This is a genomic window from Halodesulfurarchaeum formicicum (assembly GCF_001886955.1).
GTDB lineage: Archaea > Halobacteriota > Halobacteria > Halobacteriales > Halobacteriaceae > Halodesulfurarchaeum > Halodesulfurarchaeum formicicum.
Genome location: NZ_CP016804.1, coordinates 899,167 through 920,791 on the forward strand (window position 1 = coordinate 899,167; position 21,625 = coordinate 920,791).

The 21,625-nt window shown below is 57.4% G+C and carries 27 protein-coding genes; 8 read left to right on the forward strand and 19 right to left on the reverse strand.

Annotated elements, in window-relative coordinates; genetic code table 11:
• Positions 1-127: 127 nt before the first annotated feature.
• The 6 genes from HSR6_RS04710 to HSR6_RS04725 form a co-directional block, all read right to left on the reverse strand.
• Positions 128-1,198: a tyrosine-type recombinase/integrase gene (locus HSR6_RS04710; RefSeq protein ID WP_071932964.1), complete on the reverse strand. Its 1,071-nt coding sequence runs from the start codon at positions 1,196-1,198 to the stop codon at positions 128-130.
• Positions 1,195-1,392, reverse strand: a complete 198-nt coding sequence (locus HSR6_RS10880; RefSeq protein WP_148661802.1) for a hypothetical protein — start codon at positions 1,390-1,392, stop codon at positions 1,195-1,197. Before HSR6_RS10880 ends, HSR6_RS04710 begins: the two co-directional genes overlap by 4 nt.
• The gene (locus HSR6_RS10980) at positions 1,385-1,528 is read right to left on the reverse strand and encodes a hypothetical protein (protein WP_158514136.1); all 144 of its coding nucleotides are present in this window, start codon (positions 1,526-1,528) and stop codon (positions 1,385-1,387) included. The genes HSR6_RS10880 and HSR6_RS10980 overlap by 8 nt, the downstream gene beginning before the upstream one ends.
• A gap of 93 nt (positions 1,529-1,621) precedes the next feature.
• On the reverse strand, positions 1,622-1,924 hold the full coding sequence (locus HSR6_RS04715) for a hypothetical protein (RefSeq protein ID WP_071932965.1): 303 nt from the start codon (positions 1,922-1,924) through the stop codon (positions 1,622-1,624).
• Positions 1,921-2,169 carry a hypothetical protein gene (locus tag HSR6_RS04720; RefSeq protein ID WP_071932966.1) on the reverse strand — a complete coding sequence of 83 codons (249 nt, stop codon included), beginning with the start codon at positions 2,167-2,169 and terminating at the stop codon, positions 1,921-1,923. The genes HSR6_RS04715 and HSR6_RS04720 overlap by 4 nt, the downstream gene beginning before the upstream one ends.
• A complete protein-coding gene (locus HSR6_RS04725; RefSeq protein ID WP_071932967.1) occupies positions 2,166-2,399 on the reverse strand; it encodes a hypothetical protein in 234 nt (77 codons plus the stop codon). Before HSR6_RS04725 ends, HSR6_RS04720 begins: the two co-directional genes overlap by 4 nt.
• A gap of 255 nt (positions 2,400-2,654) precedes the next feature.
• Here HSR6_RS04725 and HSR6_RS04730 point away from each other — a divergent pair, with 255 nt between their 5' ends.
• The gene (locus tag HSR6_RS04730) at positions 2,655-2,900 is read left to right on the forward strand and encodes a MarR family transcriptional regulator (RefSeq protein ID WP_233488557.1); all 246 of its coding nucleotides are present in this window, start codon (positions 2,655-2,657) and stop codon (positions 2,898-2,900) included.
• Positions 2,901-3,031: 131 nt separating this feature from the next.
• On the opposite strand, the gene HSR6_RS04735 is transcribed toward HSR6_RS04730, so the two are convergent.
• Genes HSR6_RS04735 through HSR6_RS04745 form a run of 3 tightly spaced genes read right to left on the reverse strand, consistent with a single transcriptional unit; the run spans position 3,032 to position 5,422 of the window.
• The gene (locus tag HSR6_RS04735; protein ID WP_071932969.1) at positions 3,032-3,664 is read right to left on the reverse strand and encodes a rhomboid family intramembrane serine protease; all 633 of its coding nucleotides are present in this window, start codon (positions 3,662-3,664) and stop codon (positions 3,032-3,034) included.
• A 53-nt stretch (positions 3,665-3,717) separates the two neighbouring features.
• Entirely contained in the window at positions 3,718-3,981 is a 264-nt protein-coding gene (locus HSR6_RS04740; RefSeq protein WP_071932970.1) for a DUF3006 domain-containing protein, read from the reverse strand.
• A complete protein-coding gene (locus HSR6_RS04745; RefSeq protein WP_071932971.1) occupies positions 3,974-5,422 on the reverse strand; it encodes a lamin tail domain-containing protein in 1,449 nt (482 codons plus the stop codon). The genes HSR6_RS04740 and HSR6_RS04745 overlap by 8 nt, the downstream gene beginning before the upstream one ends.
• A 529-nt stretch (positions 5,423-5,951) precedes the next feature.
• On the opposite strand from HSR6_RS04745, the gene HSR6_RS04750 reads away from it, so the two are divergent.
• Positions 5,952-6,485, forward strand: a complete 534-nt coding sequence (locus HSR6_RS04750) for a hypothetical protein (protein ID WP_071932972.1) — start codon at positions 5,952-5,954, stop codon at positions 6,483-6,485.
• Positions 6,482-7,429, forward strand: coding sequence for a tyrosine-type recombinase/integrase (locus tag HSR6_RS04755; RefSeq protein ID WP_071932973.1), 948 nt, complete (start codon positions 6,482-6,484; stop codon positions 7,427-7,429). The genes HSR6_RS04750 and HSR6_RS04755 overlap by 4 nt, the downstream gene beginning before the upstream one ends.
• A 9-nt stretch (positions 7,430-7,438) precedes the next feature.
• On the opposite strand, the gene HSR6_RS04760 is transcribed toward HSR6_RS04755, so the two are convergent.
• From HSR6_RS04760 to HSR6_RS04780, 5 genes are all read right to left on the reverse strand, one after another.
• Positions 7,439-7,930, reverse strand: a complete 492-nt coding sequence (locus tag HSR6_RS04760) for a cytidine/deoxycytidylate deaminase family protein (RefSeq protein WP_071932974.1) — start codon at positions 7,928-7,930, stop codon at positions 7,439-7,441.
• Entirely contained in the window at positions 7,923-8,525 is a 603-nt protein-coding gene (locus HSR6_RS04765; RefSeq protein WP_071932975.1) for a hypothetical protein, read from the reverse strand. Before HSR6_RS04765 ends, HSR6_RS04760 begins: the two co-directional genes overlap by 8 nt.
• A gap of 15 nt (positions 8,526-8,540) precedes the next feature.
• Positions 8,541-10,088: a DNA methyltransferase gene (locus HSR6_RS04770; protein ID WP_071932976.1), complete on the reverse strand. Its 1,548-nt coding sequence runs from the start codon at positions 10,086-10,088 to the stop codon at positions 8,541-8,543.
• Between the two features lie 153 nt (positions 10,089-10,241).
• A complete protein-coding gene (locus HSR6_RS04775; protein ID WP_071932977.1) occupies positions 10,242-10,985 on the reverse strand; it encodes a hypothetical protein in 744 nt (247 codons plus the stop codon).
• A gap of 65 nt (positions 10,986-11,050) precedes the next feature.
• On the reverse strand, positions 11,051-13,108 hold the full coding sequence (locus HSR6_RS04780; RefSeq protein WP_071932978.1) for a hypothetical protein: 2,058 nt from the start codon (positions 13,106-13,108) through the stop codon (positions 11,051-11,053).
• 605 nt (positions 13,109-13,713) lie between these two features.
• Here HSR6_RS04780 and HSR6_RS04785 point away from each other — a divergent pair.
• Genes HSR6_RS04785 through HSR6_RS10885 form a run of 3 tightly spaced genes read left to right on the forward strand, consistent with a single transcriptional unit; the run spans position 13,714 to position 15,909 of the window.
• Positions 13,714-13,941 (forward strand): hypothetical protein, encoded by a 228-nt coding sequence (locus HSR6_RS04785; protein ID WP_071932979.1) that lies wholly within the window; start codon positions 13,714-13,716, stop codon positions 13,939-13,941.
• Positions 13,942-13,955: 14 nt separating this feature from the next.
• A complete protein-coding gene (locus HSR6_RS04790; RefSeq protein ID WP_083426102.1) occupies positions 13,956-15,434 on the forward strand; it encodes a deoxyguanosinetriphosphate triphosphohydrolase family protein in 1,479 nt (492 codons plus the stop codon).
• Between the two features lie 7 nt (positions 15,435-15,441).
• Positions 15,442-15,909 carry a hypothetical protein gene (locus HSR6_RS10885; protein WP_148661803.1) on the forward strand — a complete coding sequence of 156 codons (468 nt, stop codon included), beginning with the start codon at positions 15,442-15,444 and terminating at the stop codon, positions 15,907-15,909.
• A 126-nt stretch (positions 15,910-16,035) separates the two neighbouring features.
• Here the strand turns inward: HSR6_RS10885 and HSR6_RS04795 are convergent, their stop codons facing one another.
• Positions 16,036-16,293, reverse strand: coding sequence for a DUF7692 domain-containing protein (locus tag HSR6_RS04795; RefSeq protein ID WP_071932980.1), 258 nt, complete (start codon positions 16,291-16,293; stop codon positions 16,036-16,038).
• Between the two features lie 57 nt (positions 16,294-16,350).
• Between HSR6_RS04795 and HSR6_RS10890 the strand changes: the two genes are divergently transcribed.
• A complete protein-coding gene (locus tag HSR6_RS10890; protein WP_148661804.1) occupies positions 16,351-16,578 on the forward strand; it encodes a hypothetical protein in 228 nt (75 codons plus the stop codon).
• 413 nt (positions 16,579-16,991) lie between these two features.
• On the opposite strand, the gene HSR6_RS04800 is transcribed toward HSR6_RS10890, so the two are convergent.
• From HSR6_RS04800 to HSR6_RS04810, 4 genes are read right to left on the reverse strand one after another with little or no spacing between them, the layout of a single operon-like run.
• On the reverse strand, positions 16,992-18,392 hold the full coding sequence (locus HSR6_RS04800) for a DNA-methyltransferase (protein WP_071932981.1): 1,401 nt from the start codon (positions 18,390-18,392) through the stop codon (positions 16,992-16,994).
• Positions 18,382-19,191 carry a phosphoadenosine phosphosulfate reductase domain-containing protein gene (locus HSR6_RS11215; RefSeq protein ID WP_071932982.1) on the reverse strand — a complete coding sequence of 270 codons (810 nt, stop codon included), beginning with the start codon at positions 19,189-19,191 and terminating at the stop codon, positions 18,382-18,384. Before HSR6_RS11215 ends, HSR6_RS04800 begins: the two co-directional genes overlap by 11 nt.
• Positions 19,181-19,393, reverse strand: coding sequence for a hypothetical protein (locus tag HSR6_RS10985; protein WP_158514137.1), 213 nt, complete (start codon positions 19,391-19,393; stop codon positions 19,181-19,183). Before HSR6_RS10985 ends, HSR6_RS11215 begins: the two co-directional genes overlap by 11 nt.
• A gap of 44 nt (positions 19,394-19,437) precedes the next feature.
• Positions 19,438-19,659: a hypothetical protein gene (locus tag HSR6_RS04810; protein WP_071932983.1), complete on the reverse strand. Its 222-nt coding sequence runs from the start codon at positions 19,657-19,659 to the stop codon at positions 19,438-19,440.
• Between the two features lie 365 nt (positions 19,660-20,024).
• Between HSR6_RS04810 and HSR6_RS04815 the strand changes: the two genes are divergently transcribed.
• A complete protein-coding gene (locus HSR6_RS04815; protein ID WP_148661805.1) occupies positions 20,025-21,623 on the forward strand; it encodes a hypothetical protein in 1,599 nt (532 codons plus the stop codon).
• The last annotated feature ends 2 nt before the right edge of the window (positions 21,624-21,625 follow it).

A 21,625-nucleotide genomic window follows, 5' to 3' on the forward strand; every position in this document is an offset into this window, starting at 1 on the left:
GTCGGAGCGAAGCTCCGCTCTGCGTTCAAATCGCTTGCCGCGTTGCTCCTCACCGTCGTTCGTCACAAAAGCGGGCCGGGCGCGATTCTATTATTCGGAAGCCTTCGGGCGATTTGAACGTCAGTTGTCATTGGTTTTCCTCCTTGTTTTGGAGCTGATCGAGCAGGGGGCGACGGCGCTTTTCCATCCGCTGGCGCTGTCGTTTCCGCCGCTGATCGAGGTCGGCTTTGTCGTAGTGCTGTTCGATGGTCTCAACCGATGCGTTCACCCGCGCAGCGACGTCTTCTGGCGGCCAACCCCGGTTCAGCATCCAGGTGATCGCGCCCGTCCGAATCTGATGCGGTGACCGGCTCGATGGACACTGCGAAGCCTTGTGGTAGTCGACGAACGGGCAGGTGTCCCGTGATCGACTGTGGGGACACGGCTGATGCTCGCAGGGAATCGTGACCCGGTAACTCCAGGCCCGAAGCGTCTGAGGAGATGGTCTTCCTCGAGTCGTCGTGAGAAACGGCGATCTCTGATGGTCGTCGACCTTCTTGTGCCGGTGGACTCGAACGTAGGTCCGAAGCACGTCGGCGACGGTCTCGGAGATCCCGACAGGCCGTTCGCCCGCTCGTTTGTTCTTCAATGGAGTCCCACTCCCCGGTCGGTGTCGAAAGTTCACCGTCGGGTCGTCTTCCAGCTCGACGTCCTGGAGATCGAGCCCCCGGATGCCGCCCTGCCTGGCGCCGGTATGCCAGAGAAGCTCGAAAAACGCATGCCGTCGCGTTCCGTACAGCGTCTCGTTGCTCCGGTAGTAATCTAACAGCGCGAGCGCCGCGTCCGCGTGTAGCTTGATGTCGCTGGATCGATCTTCCGGGTCAAGGTCCGGAATCCGGACCGAGTCGGCCAGCCCATCTTCGACGGCACCGATGTCCTCGAGGAACGAAACGAAGCCGTGCAGCGTCCACATCTCGCCCTCGAGTGTGACTGGCTTGATCTCGGCACTCCGATGCTCGTAGTATTCGTCGAGATCGTAGCGACGAAGCTCGCCGACCTGCTCGATCCCGACCTCGTCGAGCCACTCGCGGAACAGCTTGAGCCGGTACTTCCAGCCCTGAATACTCCGGTCGGTCGAATCGGGCCGTCGACGACGAAGGTATCGCTCGATCGCGTCCTCCGGAGCGAGTTCCTCGGGTGAGGGTCGCTCCCGACTCACGCCTCGGTCACCTCGTCGTACAGGTGCAACGCCCCGAGTTCTGCGGAGAGCTCTTTGGCGCAGTCCTCGCAGACGTGAAGATCGGGCCAGGTCTCGCCGTCGAGGGTCACAACCAGGGAGTGCAGGTTCTCTCCTGGATTCACGAGCGGCCGGAACCCACACCGCCAGCAGGTGGGCGGGCCGGAATCACTCATATTCTTGAACCTCCTCGTGACGACAGTCCGGGCAGATCCGCCGGGCGTCGTAGGTTTTCCGGTCACAGAACCGGCAGTCGTAGGGTTCGGGCTCGGTCTGCGGCCCGACCGGGTCGGGATCGTTCCCCAGACTCATGCCTCGCCCTCGCTGCGCCACTCCTGGACATCCTCGACGGTGAGATACGGATCGGATTCGATCTTCTCGATCTCCGACTCGGTGAGCTCGGCCTCACTCATCGAATGTCTCATCCCGTTCGAGGCTGGCGTACAGCTCGCGAAGCTCGGGAATGGAAAATTCGGGCAACGACCGGGACTCGTCGAGTTCTGGGTGAACGCGTCGAATCCGAATCACCACTTCCCGACGGTACCCGGAGGAATCGACACCGAGTCGATCGGCCATGGGTTTGACGACACTCGCATCCAGACGGGTGTAGTCGTACATTTCCAGCCCGAGAAACTCCGTAATGCGTTGGCAGAGGTCCTCGACGGGGTCGTCGTAGGTGATCGCGAGCGGGTCAGTAGAGATACTCATCGCTCCACCTCGTCTCGCTGGATCGCGGGCATCTGAAGCGCCTCGCGGATGTGTTTCCGGACCGCGCTGCTCTCGGTCTTCTCCAAAGCGGCCTCGAGATGATCCTCGCAATCCCAGTGACGGCCGAGGTCCTGGCCGCCGTCCGTCGCGACGGCTTGTTCCTCGTGCATGTGCGCGCAGTTGATACGCTCGCGCTGGCACTGCGGGCACCAGGTGGCCTCGTCGGGTGACTCCCACACGCTCATGCGAGATCACCGTCGGTAGCGACGTGATTCATCGGTGCCTCGAATCGAGGGACGGCACGGGAATAACTCGCCAATAGGCCCTTCCGGAACTTCCGGACCGCAAACCCGAAACGGCTCAGTCGCTCGGCAAATCCATCGAGCGTTCGTTTCGACCACTTCCGGACTGTCTTCCGATCCTGTTCGCCATCGGCATGCGGGAATTTTTCATCCCGTCGCGCGTACTCATACATGGCTATCGTGCTTGTGTCACGAGAGCCCGCGCGGGTCCGCTGCTGTATCAGCGGGACCCGCAACTTCTAACGACCGATCACCGCACGACGACCAGTCGTGTATGCCCTCGCTACTACCACCTTCTAGGTGCATCCCACTTATACTTACTCGTATCAGTAACTACACCAACTTATTTGGAGTTCGGCATCAAATCTTTCGGTGTGAATTTACATGAGTGTTGAGACAGATCAGTTATGCGTCCGAGGGTGTCGTGGATGACCAACGCCGACAATATGATACTTGAGTTCTTCGAGGAAAACCTTCTTGCACTACCTCCTTCGGTGGTGTCTTACCATCTTGATTTTTCAAGAACACACATTCGAAACCGAATGCGAAAACTCGAATCAGAAGGACTTCTGAATAAGGTTCACGAACAACGGGGCTACTATGAGATCACTCAGAAGGGCCTCGACTACCTTGCAGGCGAACTCAAAGCCGAAGATCTTGAGTTCGACGACTGACCGTTGCTATCAATAAGTACCCGGCGTTCCCAGGTAATGATGAGTCGGGCCTGACCACCCGACTGGTGTATGCCCTTACCCACTTTTTTGAGGCGTCGAAATTCCATGTGCCAAGATTGTGTAATTTCCAGCTACACGAATCCGCCAAGGATCAAACCCACCAAGAACCCAAGCAAATGGCCAGTCTCCGATACAGGTCCCAGACCGATTGTAAGGGTTGAAATTGCTATCGAGGCGAGAAGTGCTAAAAGGTATACCCCATACCAAATGTGAAAGGAGGTCGCTCTGCTCGTCCCAACGAGTAGTTGTCTTATATCTCGCAGATACAGACTGATCGTAGCGCCTAAGAGGGCCAATGGAAGATCGGACGCGCCGGCTATGACTGGCAATTCTCCTATGTTTGAATAAATCAGCCATAGCCCTGACGCGGTAACTATGGGCGTCCCAAGCATACCGGCGACCATCACGATACGATACGACCGAACATCAACTGTCCACACTGCATACCCATAGAGAGCGAGACCCGTGACCACTAACCAACTCACATTGGCCCAGAGATGGGCCGCGGAAATATGCCCAAAGAGACGTCCATAAATTGCAATAACTGATGGAGAGCTGAGGTCCAGGACGATCCACTTGGTTGGAATGATAGCTGAATATTGGAGCCCAAGTATCGCGAGCGGGAGTGCCAGCAGGATTGAAAAATCAATCGCAACATCACTCCAACCGAAAGAAATCTCCGAGGCCCTTTCTGCGCTACTCATCTCCAAGTCACCGAATCGATGTCCAGCACCGGAAGGAATCTGTCGGTTCGAACTTAATCCGGTCGTTCTGAAAGCCGGTCGAACTGATCGTTTACAGACTCTTTGCGCCGCTTGGATTCTTCGGCGTCAAACTCGATTTCTCGTATTTCATCCCCCTCACGCACTATCCGAAGGATGGCGTCCACCCTGTCTCCATCACCAGGAAGATCCGTTCGTGGCAGCACGACTTCGTCCACTGTTTCACCATCTGCTTCGAGGAGTATCACAGCTTGATCCCCCTCAAATCGGTCAACGACACCCGTGAATTCCTCACCCATTGTAGCTCTCCTCGGTTATGATTGATCCATTGTCATCACGAACTATGACTGTATCCCCGCCGTTGTTCCAGATTGCCGATTCGGAACCCCAGTAGAGTTCGGACTCTGTGTCATCGCCGCTTCCAGTCCGAAGCGTAAGATCGGTACCCGGATCGAGTGTAACTCCTTCCGGAACGGTGTACGTGGTCCCGACTTCATCGGTGACTGTCCAGCCGGACAGATCGAGACTTGAATCTCCTGTGTTCGAGAAAACCACGTATTCATCATTCAGGTTTTCTCGGTCGTCGCCTTCAGCATCCGCGTGAATTGTGGCAACTGCTAGCTCTCCTGTAGAGCCGCTTCCCGACTCCGTCGTCGTAGATTCGGTTTCGCCACCATCCGCGATGATCTTCGATTCGCCGCCAGACGAGACGTCAAGCACAAACCGATCGGTCAGCGTCGAATAGGGGCCGGCTGTGGTGCCCTCTCCATCCCGAAGCTGGAGTGGCTCTGTCGGACCGTCATACTCCGTTGCGACTCGGAGATGGGTTCCATTTGAAGTCAGTTTGGTCGTACCATGCGTCCCCGTCCAATAGGTACGAACCTCTTGGGCGGCCAGCCGCTGAAGGGTTTGCTCGTTTGGATGACCGTATTGGGAGTCGTATGCGCTGGTGATCGTCGCGATACGAGGGTCTACTGATTCCAGGAACGATTCGGTCGAACTCGATGCACTCCCGTGATGACCTGGAACCAGTACCGTAGAATTCAGCTGCTCGCCGTACTCGTCGACGAGATACGATTCACTGTCGGATTCGGCATCACCCGGAATCAGCACACTCGTTCCGCCATGGGCGATGTGGAGGACGAGACTGTTCTCGTTTCGATCTTCGTTGTCCACGTAGCCCTCAGGTGGGCCAAGAATCTGGACGGTTGCATCCTCCAGAGGAATTGTATCGCCAGCGAAGGATTTGTAGAGAGTGACATCGTGTGCCTCGATCGCGTCCAGGTAGTCCTGATAGGTCTGCGAGGTCGAGGTAATGCCGGGATCATACACGACGCCAACCCCCTCTCCCTCGGTTTCGAGATGGTTGATTATCTCGGCATGGCCACCGATGTGGTCTGCATCCGGGTGAGAGGTCACCAGGTAGTCGATTCGCTCGATTCCAAGCTGGTCGAGCGTATTGAGCACAGTTTCACCCTCGGCTCGCCAATCACCTGAGTCAACTAAAAGGGTCTCTCCGGTTGGCCCAACTACTAGAATACTCGCTCCTTGGCCGACATTCAGAACGTAGACCGTGAGTGTTCCATTCCCTCCCGAACTTGTCAGGGTCTGTGTTTCCTCCGTCGTTGGTGCTTCAGTCGTCGGTGACTGGGTCGAGTCAGTCGCTGGCGTACCCGAGCATCCCGCGACGAGAACCATTCCTCCGACAAAGAGAACCAGAAGTATTTGGCGCCGTGACATTGGACAGTCTAAACGACGTTTGTTCTCGAGAAGGATTTACCGATTGTATAACCTGGTTAGAACTGATAAGAGCCACACATTCATTCCGACTTTCTATCACAGATAGTTGGTTCCGGTGTCTGTTATATGCCTATTGGGAATTAGATGGGAGGAAATACGCATATATCGAGACAACAGGGCAGGGCTGGGAAACGGGTGGTTGTCCAGAAGAATATCAGAACACCGAGGCATATTTATACCAAGTTTAGGATTCGCGAGATTACTTCATACCAAAAAACCTGTGCAAAATACGAGCTCTGGATTCAGCATGGCTCCAAGAACATATCCCCATTTGAGGATTACAACAGAAACAGTGTACTCTATTCGCCTTTTGATTACGACTGTCATTCTCTCAAGGTAACAGACGCGATTCTCTAACGTTCACTTCTCCTCGCAGATGTATGGATAAAAGGTGGCCTCGGCACTCACGACTCACAATCTATCCATAGGCCTAGGTGCATCCAGTCGTAATTGTCTGTTGTGAGACACTATGAGTGATGAAGAGCCACAGCAGACCGAGTGGGAGACCGAGGTCGGATTGTCCGAAGAGACGGCCTATGTCGCGTTGTACCCCAGTCGCAAGCACGCCGAAGAGTGGATGGAAGAGGCAGAAGAGCAGGGATACGGGAGTCGGTCGAAGTATATCTACGAACTGATACAAGAGGCCCGCGCTGCCCGTCAAGAGGGGTTCCTCGCGTACAGTCAGAACGAGTCGAAGGTCGAGGAACTCCAACTGCAAGTCGAGCAGTTACAGGACGACCTCGAAAACGCGCAGAACTCCGAACCGGGTGAGATCGATATCGAACACGAGGAGTTCGTCACCGCGTTCCTCACCGACCGCTACCAGGAGTTCGAAAGCATTCTCAAGGAAGTTACTGGGAGCGGCGTCCTCACGGGAATCGTCAAAGACGCCGTCGAGGAGCAACTGTTCGACCTCGCGGAAGAGAACAAGGTCGAATACAAGCAGGGCTACGGCTGGCGACTCGCTCACGACGACGCTGATGCGGAGGTGGTTGAGGCATGACGGGCACGACCCGCGAGAAGATTTACGAGAACGAGCACGACGCGGTCAACGACTTCATCGAACGTAAGCAGGCGATGGGTCGCAGTCGTCGAACGCTCAACGCCTACTCCCGAACGCTGAAATCGTTCTTTCACGAGGAGTTCCCCGACCTCGCGCCCGAAGATGTCGAGGTGCGCCACATCGAGGACTACGTCGGGAAGCTCGCTGCTCGTGACCTCTCGCAGAACACGAAGCGTAGATACCTCGAATCGCTGTCGTCGTTCTACGGGTGGACGATGAAGCGCACGCGGTTCGAGAATATCACCGGCAATCCCGCAGCGGTCGTCCTCGAAGAAATCCCGCAGAAGTACCGCGAGCGTCCCGATTGTGCGACGTGGGAGAGCGCGAAGAAAATCGTCCACAACATCGCCGACCCGCGGAACAAGGCAATCGCCGTCATTCTCGCAAAGACGGGTTGCCGGATTCGTGAGGCACTCGAAATCGAACAGGATGACCTGATGCTCGACGACGGATTCATTCGTCTGCGAGAGCGCAAGGGTGGGAGTCAGACGGTCGTCCCTGTGGACGAGGAAGTGAAACACGCCATCAAGCGGTATCGCCTCGTTCGCCCGGACAACGACTCCGAGTACCTGTTCCTGAGCATCCAGGGCAATCGTGTCCAGACGACACAGGTGCAGCGGGCTGTTCGTGACGCTGCGGTCAGGGCAGGCGTGATGGAAGAAGGCGAGACGCGCTTTCACCGCAAGTTCACGCCTCACACGTTCCGGACGGTATTCACGACCCTAATGCGTCAAGAGGAGATGAGTGACCACATCTTGCAGTACATCAGAGGTGACGCCAATAACCGAACCATGGACGTGTATACTCGTGTCTCGCGGGACGAGGCAAGGCAGGAATATCTTGAGTGTATCAAGTCTCTCGGTTTGTCTGTCAGTCGACGGTGAGGAGATCCGTCACTTCGTTCTGCAACTCTGTTCGTCCGGCAGCAGCTCCCCGACCGTCGCCGCGAACACCTCCTCGCTATTGACTACGCCGCGGATGAGCGTGTCCCCGGTCCCAAACGCCGCTACGAGCTCGCGACAATCACCGCACACCGACACCGGCTCCTCCTCTGACACGACAGTCCCCTCGATGATACTGCCGGCACCGTCCGACAGCGCCGTTTTCACCGCTAGCTCCAGCTCGTGGCTGGTCTGCCGCTGGTCCGGCGTCTCGATCCGGGCCGCTGCATAGATCGCACCACCTGCTGTCAACACCGCAGCACCGCGGTCCGGGCCGTCGCCGACAGTGTTCGGGGCGACATCCTCGGCCGCCTCCAGCAGTTTCTCCGCACGGCTCTCGCTCTCATCGGTCAGCGGGATACCGAGATCGTCCAGCGACAGCCGCCGGACCTTCCCCACAGACCGGATACGATTCTGGTCGCCGAGTCGACTCTGGTCACTCATGCTCTCTGAAATCTTCTGAACCGAGGTCTACCGCGCCCATCTCGTACAGGTGCTGGAACTCGTCCGACGCACGCCCGTAATAAAACTCCTCGCAGAACGCATCGACCAGTGTGTTCCCGTCCGGTGCGTGGGCGCTGAACGTGTAGTCTCGGAATAGGAACCCGGCCAACGCCTCAACCGGGATCCGCGTACTATTGCAGAAATGGGTACATGCCGGTATCCAATGTTCATCGACAAGCGACCACGTTGCCCCGTGTCCTGATCCGTCGACGTTCGCCACATCCCGGAGCGGAGAGGTGTCGCGCAGGGAGGATGGCGCGTACGTCCCGGCGACGTTCTCATTGAACCGGAGCGTCGGCCAGTTCGGGTCATCTGCCTCTTTGAACGGGACAAAGTACGGCTTATCGCCGTCAGCAACACGAAAAAACGCGTCGAAGAACTCGTTGTACTCGAACTCCAGGCCCGTCGTCCGCCCCTCCTGTCCAGCTTCGCGGACCAAGCACAAGTACCCCGGGAAGTGGCGGTGGACTGGTAGCTCCACCAGCTCGTCGATGCAGTCGCGGACCGCCTCTTCGGTCAATACGTATTCTGTCATGGTCTCATGGGATGACTATCCATCGAAGTGGGAGTCGTCTAGGTCCACGCCGACGGCCCGGTAACCGAGCTCGTCCGCGGCTTCGAGCGTGGTCCCAGACCCCGCAAACGGGTCCATCACGAGGCCCGGTAGCTTGTCGACCTCGCAGTCGCAGTCCGTCCATCCCTTTGTCGTCGGCTTCGGGAACGTGAACTCCCGGAAATACCCGCCGAGGACCTTCTTCGCGTTGTCAGCCAGCTCCTGCACGTCCTCGGCGTTCCGACCGGCGCCGTCCTGGAATTCCTTCGCCTTCCCGGCATCGGAGATGCCGACCTTCTGGATCGCGTTGAGGTGCTTCTTCTCCAGCTGAACATCATCGATGGCCTCCTCGGCAGCACGTTCCGAATCGTACACCTCCTCGCTCTCCGTGATGGTGTCGTCACCGGAGGTCAGTCGCCAGCGGTACTCGCCGTCCTCGTCTTCGTACGCCTCGAAGTTATCCCGGTTTTTGGCCACCTTGTAGATCTCCAGCGCCCGCCTGGCCTGTGTCCGGGACGTGTCGAGGTTGATCGGGTCGCGCTCCAGCTCCCGGTCGGCGGTGTGGCCGCACTCCGGACAGACGGCTGGCGGGCAGGCGAGCGTGATAATCCGGCGGACGAGGTCGGTCGGGAACGGCGCCAGGTGGTCGCCGGTGTTCCGGTCGTGCGCGATCTCCCAGACATCGCCACCGTTCGATCCATTGCCGTACGCCTTCGAGTACCCGTACAGGTCGTAGAAGTAGTCGTGATCGTTGGTCAGATGGAAGATGGCTTCATGTCGGTTCGCCAGTCGATCCTTCGCTGAAGACGGGATACCGTTCTTTTTCTCCCAGACGATCTCGTTCCGGATGGTCCAGCCGTCGTTCCGAGCTTCCTGCACGAACATCCCCGGGATGCCGGTGATGCTGCGGCGCTTGTACGTATCCCCGACGTTCAGGAAGATCGAGCCGCCCGGCCGGAGGAACTCCCGCCACTTGTCGAGCGCGGCCACGAGGTCCTCGACGTACTCCTGTGCCGAGTCCTCCTGTCCCAGCTGGTCCTCGACCCCGTAGTCACGTTTCTGCCAGTACGGTGGCGACGTGATGATCAGATCAACGCTGTTCGGTGCGACATCGATCGCGTGCTCGTGGTCAGCGTCTACGTCCGGCTCGATCTTGGTCGCGTCCGCCTGGTGGACGGTAAGTTCCGCGCCGTCCGGTTTTGTTCCGATCGGTCCCTGCGCCGTCTTCAGTTCATCGAGAGACGGTGGCTCCCGCCGGAGTTCATCGAAGAACTCCTGCAGCTCCTCCAGTAACCCCTTCGCCTGCTCGGGGTGCTCCTGGAATACTGACTCGATATCATGGACGTCGGATGCACTAGAGACTGACCCCTCGAACCCGCCCAGCTGCATCTGCTTCTCGATAAGCGCCTTCCGGTCGCCAAGAAGGTTCTCGGATAAAATGTCGCTGAGAGCGTCAATCTCGTCATCAAGGTCGCGTTCCGCTAGTGCCTCGCTAACCACATCATCGTAGGAAAGTGAAGAGTCGCCAGATGCATCATCACTCATTGTATAATCCTGGGTCCGTCCTCGTACTTAGTGACTTCGACATTCCGTTCGACGAAGCGAGGCGACATAATGGTTTTGCCGCCACGGGGCCAGTCGACGACCCACTCGACGAAGCAAGCCGATACGTTGACTCGTGGCGGTCCTGGCATCCGTCTATCCTTCTTGCTCTTTGAGCGCTGCCTCTATCTGGGCGTCTTCTGGTATGTTCTCGTCGTTGACCCGACACAGATGGTACGCGTGCCTTACGAACTTCACCTTCGAGCTTGGGTCCTCGTACGTTGGGAAGCGGCGGTTGACCTGCGCCGCCACCTCGTCCAGTTCTGGGTTCGGCTTCACGTCCTTCCAGACACGGATCTCCCGGTTCATCGGGACGAACCCGACTTGCTGCGCGTTCTCCAACACGCTCCGGGCATCCTCAACGGAGTCGGCGTTGTACTTCAGCTTCCCGAGCATCGTGACGCGGCCGGTCTCGGGTAGATCCCGGTCGGGAAACAGCTCGTAGATGTTGTTCGCGGTGAGGAGCGTATCACCATCGACATCGTCACGCGGGATGAGCTCACCGAGCGCCTGGTGTGAATCGTGTTTCAGTTCGCTCACCACGTCCCGTTCGTGAAGGAGTCGTCCGACCTCCCAATGCCACTCAACGCTCCCCAGTTCGTATTCCTCCGAGATATCATCGACCGCGATCAGGAAGTCGCCGAAGACGTCCGTGAACTCGATACGGGCTTCGTTCTCTTCCTCGCTCTCGTCGTAGAAATCTTTGCTCCGGTTCAGCGCGAGCTGCTTCTCGGTGTCTCTCCGGACGCGGCGTTCAACGATCTTTACCTCCCAGACTTCCTCTTCGGCCACCTTGTCGTAGACGAACGAGATGAGTTCGGTGGTGTCCTTTGTGCTCATGATGTGGGGGTGTTCCTCCAGTGGTTATGCATCGGTTCGCTACCGACGAAGTTAGTCATTAGCTTCTACCCGACGACGATCTCCTCGACGTGGCTCTCCAGTTCGGCGTAGATCTCCTCATGCTCCTGCCGGATGTCAAACGCCTCGTCTAGCAGGTCGTTCCGTGTGTCGGCGTCCTCGGCGGCTTCCTCCAGCTGGACGAATTTTAGTTCCTCGATGATGGCGCGGGCGATCTTCTTAGACCCGAACTCCTGGTGCTGTTCCTTCCGTTGCTCCTCGCGGCTCGCGGTCTCGTAGATCTCCCGCCACTTCGGGTGCGCCTTGTTCAGGTTCACTGTGAACCCACCGCCGCCCTCGACGAACGCCTCGGCGAAGATGTGGCTGTCCTGGTCGGCGATCTCGTTGATCTCCTTGAAAATGGTCGCGGACTCGTTCGAGTCCCCGTCTTCGCCGGTGTCGTCGCCGTCACCGTCGCTGTCGCCGCCGGGGCCGCTGCCCCCCTGGCCGTTACCCTGCGGCGGCTGGTTCCCGCGGGGCTCGACGTCGACCGGCAGGATGCTCAGGCCCTCGTCGATGACGTCGTCGTCGGTCGGCGTCCAGTCCGCGGGGTCGGTGTCTTCCGGGACGCCGGAGATGGAGGCCGTGATATGGTACCAGCCCGGCGTCTCGGCCTCCCAAGTGAAGTCGGCGGTCTGGATCTCGTCCGGGATGGCCGAGACCGGTATCTCGTCGTCCAGATGCAGGGCCGTGTCGAGTTCATCGCCCCGGACGGTGATGTCATGGATGACGTACTCGTCGACGCTGGGCGTCTCGGGCGGGTACACGCGCGTCTCGATGGGGATGTCGCCAACTGACTCGGGGTACTCCTCCGGGTTCAGCTTGAGCAGCGAGCCGTCGTCGTCGGACCGTAGCTGGTCCTCGCTGCCGCCCTCGTCGATGGTGAGTGCGCCGTGCTCTGCGAGGTTGACGAAGTCTTGGAAGTACTCGTCGTTCAGGCTGTCGACGGCCTGGTTGACGGTGTCGCGCAGGAGCCGGTTGATTTCCTGTTCGTCGGAGGCGCTCTCCTCCGCGAAGTGGTTGGCGTGGACCTGCTGGGTGACGCTCCGAAGACCAGTCTGCCGGTTCCGGATGTTGAGCTTCTGGTGGGACGGGTCTTCGAGTTCGGCGCAGTCATCGATCCGACACCAGGCGATCATCTCCGGGTCGTCGTTGTAGATGGAGGAGACGTGCGGTTCGTAGCTGTCGACCATCATGACCGGGCCGTCGAAGTAGTCGTTACCCTTGAAGAAAGCGATGCCGTCCCAGGGGTAGTCGCCGGCAGCCCGGCCGAACACGACGTCCTTGAGGACGTACTTGTCGTCGCCGATGGTGAACTCATGCTCATCGATCCGCTTCAGTTCCTCGTCCATCAGTTCGTCGAGCGTCGGGAAGTCCGGCGTATGGCGCTGGACTTCGCCGTCCTCCTCCACGAGGTAGACGAACTCGACGTCGTCGCGGCTGAACAACGGCGTGAACAGCTCGGCCAGCACGCGTTCGACCTCATCCCAGTCGGAGAGCGTGTCGAGCGCGCTCTGTTCGAGGCCGACCAACTTCAGCAGCGTCCCCTCCGGGCCGGCGAGTTGCGGCGCGTCCTGGATGACGTCCTCCTCGGGGTCGTCCGCGATCTCCCGGGGCGGCACGGGCTCGGGGAGTGTGGTGCCGTCCTCCGGAAAGAGGATGGTGGCGAGGCGCTCGCCGTCAGTGTTCAGCGTCTCGATGTACAGCTTCTCGGTACTGGCAGCGACGGCGAACAGGCCGCGGCCCTCGGACCCAACGTTCCCGCCACCGGACTTCTGGGACGAGGTGGTGTCGATCTCGGGGACGACATCGGCCATCACCTCGCGGGACATGCCGCCGGCGTTGTCGGTAATCTCCGCGTACCGTTCGTCGACGTTGACGCGGAACGTGATGCGCAGCGTCCGCCCCTCATCGAGCGTACCTGCGTCCATCTGGTTGGCGTACTCGTCCTGCGAGTTCTGAATCGGCTCAACGATGGTCGGTGGGCGGCTAACGTCGTAGTTGTCGCGGATGTGTTCGATGAGACGAGGCGTGTTGGTACGGATATCAGTTCGTTCGAGGGACATATTCTGTTCGTGAATCACAACAAGGGCACCATATGGAATAAGGGTTCCCTCAGCGGGGTGGAAGTGAAAAACGAGAGTTGATATCCACATTAACGGTTTCCGAAGAGGAAATCAGTCAGTTATTTATCCAAGTAGTAAAGCAATAATAGGCCTATGTGACGCCTCAGAGCGTACTCTATTCGACCTCTAATGACGACTGTCCTTTCTCAGAGGGCAGCAGACGAGATTCTATGACGTTCGTTCACTTCTTTCCCGAAATGTATGGATAGAAAGTCGGCCTCGGCACTCATTAGGCCCCTCCCGATTCAGAATCCGATTGCTGAATTCGCGACTCTGCTGAAACCTATCACCTATTAAGAATTTCAAAAAGACTGGAATTCGATAATTGATTCGAGTGATTTTGCAACTAAGTACACCCAAAAATCGTGGAAACTGAATGGATTTTGCAATCACTGCCAGAATCTGGGACGGAAATTTGGGCCCCCTCACTGGAGTACGGAAAAGGAATCACAGGACCCGTATCAAAGCGGGAATATCTTTGGAGAAAAGTCAGCCAAATTCGGATTGCCTAGTGTATTAAGTTCCAAGGGGGCTAACTCATACCTATGAGCCAGGTCAGGGAAGAATGGGATGACGAGGATATCGAAAAAGTGGAGCAACAAATAATTACTGAACTTTCTAGTGGTAGAAGGCTCACATTTGAAGAGCTAAATGATCGTCTTGAGGGAATACCTGAGCCTATGATTGAGGATGCAGTTCGGAATCTACTTCAGACTCAGCGGCTTGCAGAGACTGGGGATTGGAGCTATTACGCCACTAAGGCAACAGCCTAATTTGGAGACATTTAATGGCGGGGTCTCCAAAAGAAAGTGATCGATTGTATAGTATTCACATAGGGGATTATATATCAGGTCCTTTTCAAGAATGGGGAAGAGCTCCTTTTGAACGGGATTTGGATCGGGTGAAATATACTAGGGCTTTTCGAAGACTAAAAGATGTTACTCAGGTGGCAAGATCCGGTGAGTCTTACTTATATCATGACCGTCTTTCGCACTCTCTCAAAGTTGGTCAGGTGGGACGAAGAATTGCAGAATTGGCGCTGCGAAGGCGAGAGAAGGGCTTTATTAACGACGATGAACTCACGACAAATACATCTCCAAGATATCCCCTCAACGAAATTCTATTTCCGCCTTCAGTTGAAGCGGCTTGTTTGGCACACGATATAGGCCATCCCCCTTTTGGGCATATTTCAGAGGATCTCCTTAACGAACTGCTGAATGACAGCACAAACGGAGACATTGGTTATGAGGGCAATGCTCAGTCCTTCCGGATTGTGACAAGACTTGCTGACGGGAATCATTCTCCTAATGATGATGGAATTGATGGAATGGGTCTGGGCCTAACGAGATCAACTCTAAATGGGATGCTGAAATATCCATGGGGTGAGAATGATAACAGAAAATCTGAAAAGGAAAAATGGGGCTATTACCCTACAGAAAAGGCCGCATTTGAATTTGCCCGGGAGACTACTCCAAGCGGGAGAGAAAGGTCGCTTTCCGCAGAAATCATGGATTATGCTGATGACTTAACTTATGCAATCCACGATGTAACTGATTTTTACAAAGCCGGCCTAATACCTCTTGATCAATTACTCAGAGAGGCTAAAAAGGGCTATACTGGCCCGAAACCAGCAATTAATGAGTTTGCCTCATATCTTGATTCAAAAAAACGTGAATTAGTGTATACCTCGGTCAAACAGTTTTTCAGAATGTTGGGGAACAGAGTGGGACAATACACCGTGGATGGGTCTTTGATGTTTTCTCCTTTCAACGGGACTCCCACTGAACGAAGAACTGTGGATGGTTTTACATCTATGCTAATCGGAAGGTATATTAGTGGGAATGCAACGCAAAAGCCAGAGTTACTAAAAATTGAATGGGGACCTAATGGCTATCATCTCCAGATTTCACAGGAAGCTGAAGAACAAATTTGGCTATTACGTCAACTAACAGATTACTATGTGATTAAAGACTCCTCCTTAATGGCTCAACAAAGGGGCCAAAAGAAGATCATCAAAAATCTCTTTGAGGAACTCCTATCCGAAACGGCCATGGATGACCTGGATCAATCTGCGATTCCTGAACCGTACCGCTCATGGCTAGGGGAGGACAGCCAGCGTGCAGGTGAATTTTCGAAGGAAAAAAATCAAAGAGCCAGGGTGGTTGCAGATATGATAACTACAATGACGGAACCCCAAGCGATTGAGCTACACGATCGGTTATTGGGTTATAATCCGGGAGCACTCCAGAACCATATAATCCGTTGAAAGCGTAGTGAACGAAGCAAGTCTTACAATGTCTCCTGCAGTAGCATACTACCGTCCAGACCCGACACTTGAAGAGCGGTTCGATGAAATTAACAGCGAAGTACAAAACGCGGCCGGAGCAATTGCACAGAACACTCGAGACAAGATTCTGAACTTTTTCTTGGTAGCCCACGCAATAATTGAGGAACATTCTGCGAAGCTCATCTGGTCTGAGATATTCAATTCAGGGGCCCAAACCCAGGAATCACTAGACTACGTTATGGAAGATATGAATCAATCGCATCGAGAAGATTTACTATTCGCCTCCGAGGTTATCAACGGCTCCCTATATACAAAGCTTCAGCAAACTCGTGGAGCACGAAACGAATTGGCACATAATTATGGACAACCGCTAAAATGGAACGGCGATTTGAAGCAGAAGGCAAAGACGGCGATTGAAGGATTCGACGAGCTTCACGCTCGATGTGTCCCTTAACCCTGTTGAGTTATTAAGGTAAGGGAACACCCCTCAATCGTGCCAAATACACACTTTGAATTCAGCAGTTTGCCTATTTCAAAAATACGGATGACCGGCCCCAATATGGCGTAGTTTTCTCTTTTTCTACCGCTGCTTGAACTGGAACTCGTGGGGCTCGTACTCAAGCGACCAGTGCCGCGTCTCGACCTGCTCCGCGATCTCTTGGGCGACCTTCGGCGAGATCTCCTCGTGACCGAGTACGTCTTCCAGCTCCTCAAGGAGCGACCCCACTGCATCCGCACTCAGTAGCACGGCCCGGGTCTTGTTCACGTCGAGCCGCTCCGCAGCGCTGTCGATCACGTCCTCGCGATGGCTGTAATCGCCGTCAGTGCGTATTCTCATAGTTTCTTGTTGGTTTTATCGAGTTCTTTAAACGATAAGGCTTTGACCAAATCAAATATGAGCAATCCTGCAAAGGTGCTCGTCGGAATGGTGGCAACCGCAATCATACTGTTCGTTGGAATATACGCCGCTTCAGTAATTCTGAGTGCTGGTCCAAATATCGGACCGGGCGATCCAATGTACTCAACACTATTCTCATTCATTGATTCTTGGTCCTTGGCACTGAAACTAGCAGCTCCAACCGGGTTCCTCGTTGTAATATCAGCACTCTATTTCTGGGAATGATTCCCAGCATCGTTCACACGACCTCCTGAGAGTGGCAAAACTCGACTGACTGAACACCACTCCCGTATATAAAGTTCATATACCCCCGAGAACGCACCCGCATCCGGGTGGGTCCCGATCGCGACCGCGACCCCCCGCTCGTACACACGGCCGCTCGAGTGCTCGTGTGCATATCGGGGATCTCGATTCTCGTCGAGAAAAACCGGGAGCGGTCACGTCGAGATCGGCTTCTCCGGTGACAGAGTGCGCGGGCAAGTTGTTCATTCCGAGTCATAGCTGACACCCCGGGCAAACGTGTTTGAAGTCGGGATAGTATTGGTCCTCAGCGGACGCATCCCAGGTTTCGCAGTTCTCGGGCGAAACCATATCTCCGCAGTTTTCACACTGGACCATGTCCAAATCGTCAGGTGTCGTCACGCCTCTCCACCTCCGTCTGCGAAGGCCACCAGAGACGTTTCGTCCTCCTCCAGGAGACGTCTGGGCTCGTCGACGTCGATGCCCACCCGTCGCTGGGCAATCGCCACGTAATCCGGATTCAGTTCGATACCGATGAACCGGCGGCCCAGCCGCTTCGCGACGAGGGGCGTCGTCCCCGCGCCAGCGAACGGATCGAGAACGATCCCCGGCTCGGTCTCGTCAGTTTCACAGTCGCAGGCCTGCTCGAACTCCCCCACATCTGACGATGTCATGGTGAACTCGCGGAAGTAACCGCCGAGGACCTCTTTTGCCTCCTCGGCGAGTTGCTCGACGTCGTCGGTGTTGCGACCGGCGCCGGTCTGTTGCTTCCCTGCGGCCGCATCGGAGAAGCCCTTCGACCGAACGGCCTCGAGATGCTCCTCGGTTAGGTCTGACTCGTCGAACCGCACCAGTGCCCTCCGGAGCTGCTCGCGCTCGATCTCCTCGCGATCACGCTCCCAGACCGGAACGTCGGCAGTGGCCCGTTCGTAGGGCGCCCCACAATCAGCGCAAACCTTCGGCGGCGCCGAAGCCTTGATGGGTGTCTCGATAAGTTCGGGCGGGTAGACGGCGAAGTGTGCCTCCGGGAACGGTTTAACCGAGACGTCGAAGATGTCTCCCGGATTCTTTCCCTCTGGATGCAGTGCATCCTCGGGTTCCGTTCCGATGTGCTCCGGATCGTCCTCGCGAGGAGCGGTTTCACTTCCCCGGCCAGACGCTTCAAACGAGGACTCGGTCCGATCGAGTGAACTCTCAGCATGAGGCTCCCGGATCGCGTCCAGGTCGAACCAGTAATCCGGTTCGGGCGTCAGGTGGAAGACGAACTCCTTGTCCTCGCGAAGCCGGTCTTTGACTGGGTGCGGCATCGGGTTCGGCTTCGTCCAGACCGCGTCTGAGCGAACGATCCAACCCTCGTCCTCGAGGGCGATCGCGACGCGGTGAGGCACGAGCATCTTCGACTTTCGGCGCAGGGTCGCGTTCCGTGCTGGGTTCTTGTTCGGGTGGTCGTGCTGAGGGATGTTGTTCGACGTCTCGTCCTTTGACTGAGCGCCCCACGAGCCCGCGTAGGTGTCACCGAGGTTGAGCCACCAGGATCCATCGTCCCGAAGGACCCGCCGCAGCTCGTCGGCGAAATCGACGATCGTGGCGACGTACTCGTCAAGAGAGTCTTCGAGGCCGATCTGCTCCTCGACGCCGTAGTCTCGGAGGCCGTAGTACGGGGGCGACGTGACGACGGTGTGCACCGAGGATTCCGGCATCTCCTGGAGCGTCTCGACGACGTCTCCCTGGTGAATGTCGTTCACCCAATGCAAAAGACCCGCATCACCGTCTTCGCGGGCTTGTTCGTCACTCGGCATCTGTGACACCTCCGTCAGCCGCCAGGCCGCAGTGGCTGCAAAGTGTCTTCTGTAGATCGTCCTCAGCGGCCCAATCCGACTTGTCCCAGTTGTAGCCGCCCCACTTTTGTTGCTCTCTCGGAGCGTCCTCCGGCGTCTCCAACGACCGGAGCCACTCGGCATGTTCCTCAAAGCCCGCAGCCTCCAGGTCAATCAGCTCGGAACGGTCTCCAAAGGCTCCGCACCAGCAGTCAACCGACCGACCCATCTCTTGCACGACCGGCGCGGGTTCCAAATCGAAGGCGTCGAGATAGTCCTCGACGCGATCGTCAGTCCAGTCGACGAGCGGGCTCCGCCAGTACCATCGACCGTCGCCACGTTCGCCCTCGGGCTCGGCAACGGCCATCCGCTGGTCGCTCTCGAACTTGCGAATCCCGGTCCAGCAGTGTAGGACCCCTTCAGCCTGTTTGCGCCGCTCGTCGATCGGCCGGTCCTTGAGTCGGCGGTACATAAGTCCGTGCTGTGACGGGCCCGGGTAACCATGCTCCTCGACGATCTCCTCGTAAGAAACGGGCGCGTCAACGACCCGAAACGGCCAGTCGTTTGAGTCGCACCAGTCTCGTAACCAGTCGATCGTCGCGTCGATCGCACTGTAGGCGTCTTCGGGGTCCGTTCGGGTGTGCAGGAATACCACCTCCTCGGCAGGTCCGAAGGTCATCGCTGCGTGGGTCGCTGCAACCGAATCCTTTCCGCCTGAACAGAGGGCGACGTGGGTCTCCTTGCGTTCAACTCCCGCATCGTCTGGAGCGTCAGATGACACGTTCCTCACCTCCGTCCTTGTATACCGCCCAAATTGAGAATCCGTGGCAAGCGGTTCCATCGTCGATGTGATCGGCGAACTCGTTTTCGAGGCGATCGTACTCCTCCATTGAGCCGCCAGCAGTCTCCTCACGGCCACAGCTCTCGCACTTCGCTCGGTGACGAGTCACCACATCGCTGTCAGAGACGGTAGGGTCACTCATCGAACATCGCCTCCTCGGCCTCCACGATACCTCCGTCAACTTCCTCACTCATCGCCAGTCACCTGCAGATCGATCACGACGCGGCCGTCGTCGTAAACGGTCACGAAGACCTGCTGAGTAGTGTCGACCTCACCGTCCTCGAGGAGACCCAGATCTCGCATAGCCTCGCGAGGCATGGAGATCCCGGGATCGCCCCGGCTAAGGTCTCGCAGCGAGCGATGCCCGGCCGCCAACATCCGGCCCGATTTTTCGAGGGCTTGTGGCATATATCAACATTCTAGAACTGCCTATATATTGATAGCAACAAGCTGGTAACAAGCTGAAAACAATCTGTTTTTCCGCGTTTAAACCTCCTGTAAGTGGCTTTTGAGTACGTGAGCGGCACTGCTGAAATCTTGGACTGCCGGCCGCGGAGTCGCAGCCGCTCCCAAACACGCATGAAAACAAACCCCTGGGACACTGGCCGTCGGAGGGATTGCTTGTGACCGACCGCGACGACCTTCCAGACCTCGAGGGCATCGTCGCGACTGAGGAATTTCGGCGATACGTTCGCGATCTCCGGCAGACCTGGGTACCGTCAGATAACACCGCCGTCTCTCAGGCGAAAACTGAGAACTCAACGACTCAGAATATGTCTACGAACCCCGACAGCAACAGCACAGAGATCGACCAGCAGATGATGACCCGGCGCGGCGTCATGAAAGCCGGCGCAGCTGCCACGGCGACAGCGGTCGCGATCGGCGCGGGAGCCGGCTCGGTCGGTGCCGTTTCCGGCCTCGACGTCGACGGCGACTACGTGCAGGCGCCGTTCATCAAGGCGGCGGTAACAGTCGCCAATCACGAATCGGACTTCGCTCCGCTGGACTTCACCGACGACTCCGGCGAGCGCGACTCGCTCTCGAACTACGGCGCGGAGATCGCACCCCGCGACGAGGAAGACACGCCGCACAACCCGATCACCCTCATGGCGTCGGCTTTCGACGCTGAGGACTACCAGGCGTTCCCTCGCGAGGAGACGTTCGAGAACGCAGACGGCGACGAAGAAGCCGTCACGGCCCTCGATGCAACTCACTGGACCGTCGACGAGGCCAACACCGCCGGCTCGATGACTGTCGAAGACGACACCAGCCCGGCAGACGGCCCGGCACTCCACGTCTCGACATCGAGCCAGGGATCGGGCGATACCGCCGTGGCGACCTTCGACAGCTCCTACGTCGACATCACGAGCGGCGAGGATCGCAAGCTTTTCCAGCTGGTCTTCGACGCGAATACAGTCGAGTCGGGCGTGGTCGTCACGTTCCGATTCATCGACGAGGACGGCGACGTTCGCGAGGCCATCATCGATCCGGCCGGTGACACGGCCAACGACGGCACGATCGCGACGACCACGGTCGAGAGCGGGGTCTACCAGGCCCGTCTCGGCGACCTGCCGCAGACGGACAACGGCGATGGGACGTTTAACAACCTCTCGGAAGTCGAGATCGAGGTCGCCGAGGCCAACGCAGACCTGTCGATCTACGGCTTCAACCTCGAGCGCGAGAGCGAGTGGGTTTTCGGAACTGAGGAGTTCACCAACGCAGACGACGAACTCGACACCCAGGAGATCACGGAGCCGACTGGCTCCTTCTCGATCACCGGCCTGGACACGATCAACGAGCCCCTCGCATCCGCGGCCATCGCCGACGTCGAGTACGACATCGAGCTGGTCGCGAGCAAACTCCCGGACGATCATGTCGAGTACGAGTGGTCAGAAGCGGAGCGCTACGACCACCCGTATCGGCTCCAGATGGTCTACAACTTCGAGGAGCTAACGGCCTACGACCTGGACTGGACGCTCGAAGGCCTCTACGATGAAGTGCTGTTCCCCGCGTCGCGGTTTGTCGAGGCCGGACTCGCGACCGGACAGAGTGACATGGTCGAACTCGCCGAGATCGACGACGACGAGGTTTCCCTGACGGACCGGACTTCGGCCTACGGCGATGCGTCGCTCGACGAGGAGATCGAACTCTCCACGGCCATCCAGCCGGGGGATTTCGATGCGATTTACATGGACATCCTATACACCGAGGATGAGCGTTCCAGCGCGGAAGACGAGGCGGCAGCTGGCCCGATCGACGGTGAGTCGAGCGGCCCGCTGGACTACCTGTTCAGCCTGCCCGGCATGGCGATCTCGGCGATCGTGGGCTACCTAGGCCTGTCGAGCCTGGGATTCATCGGCGGGTCGAGGTGATC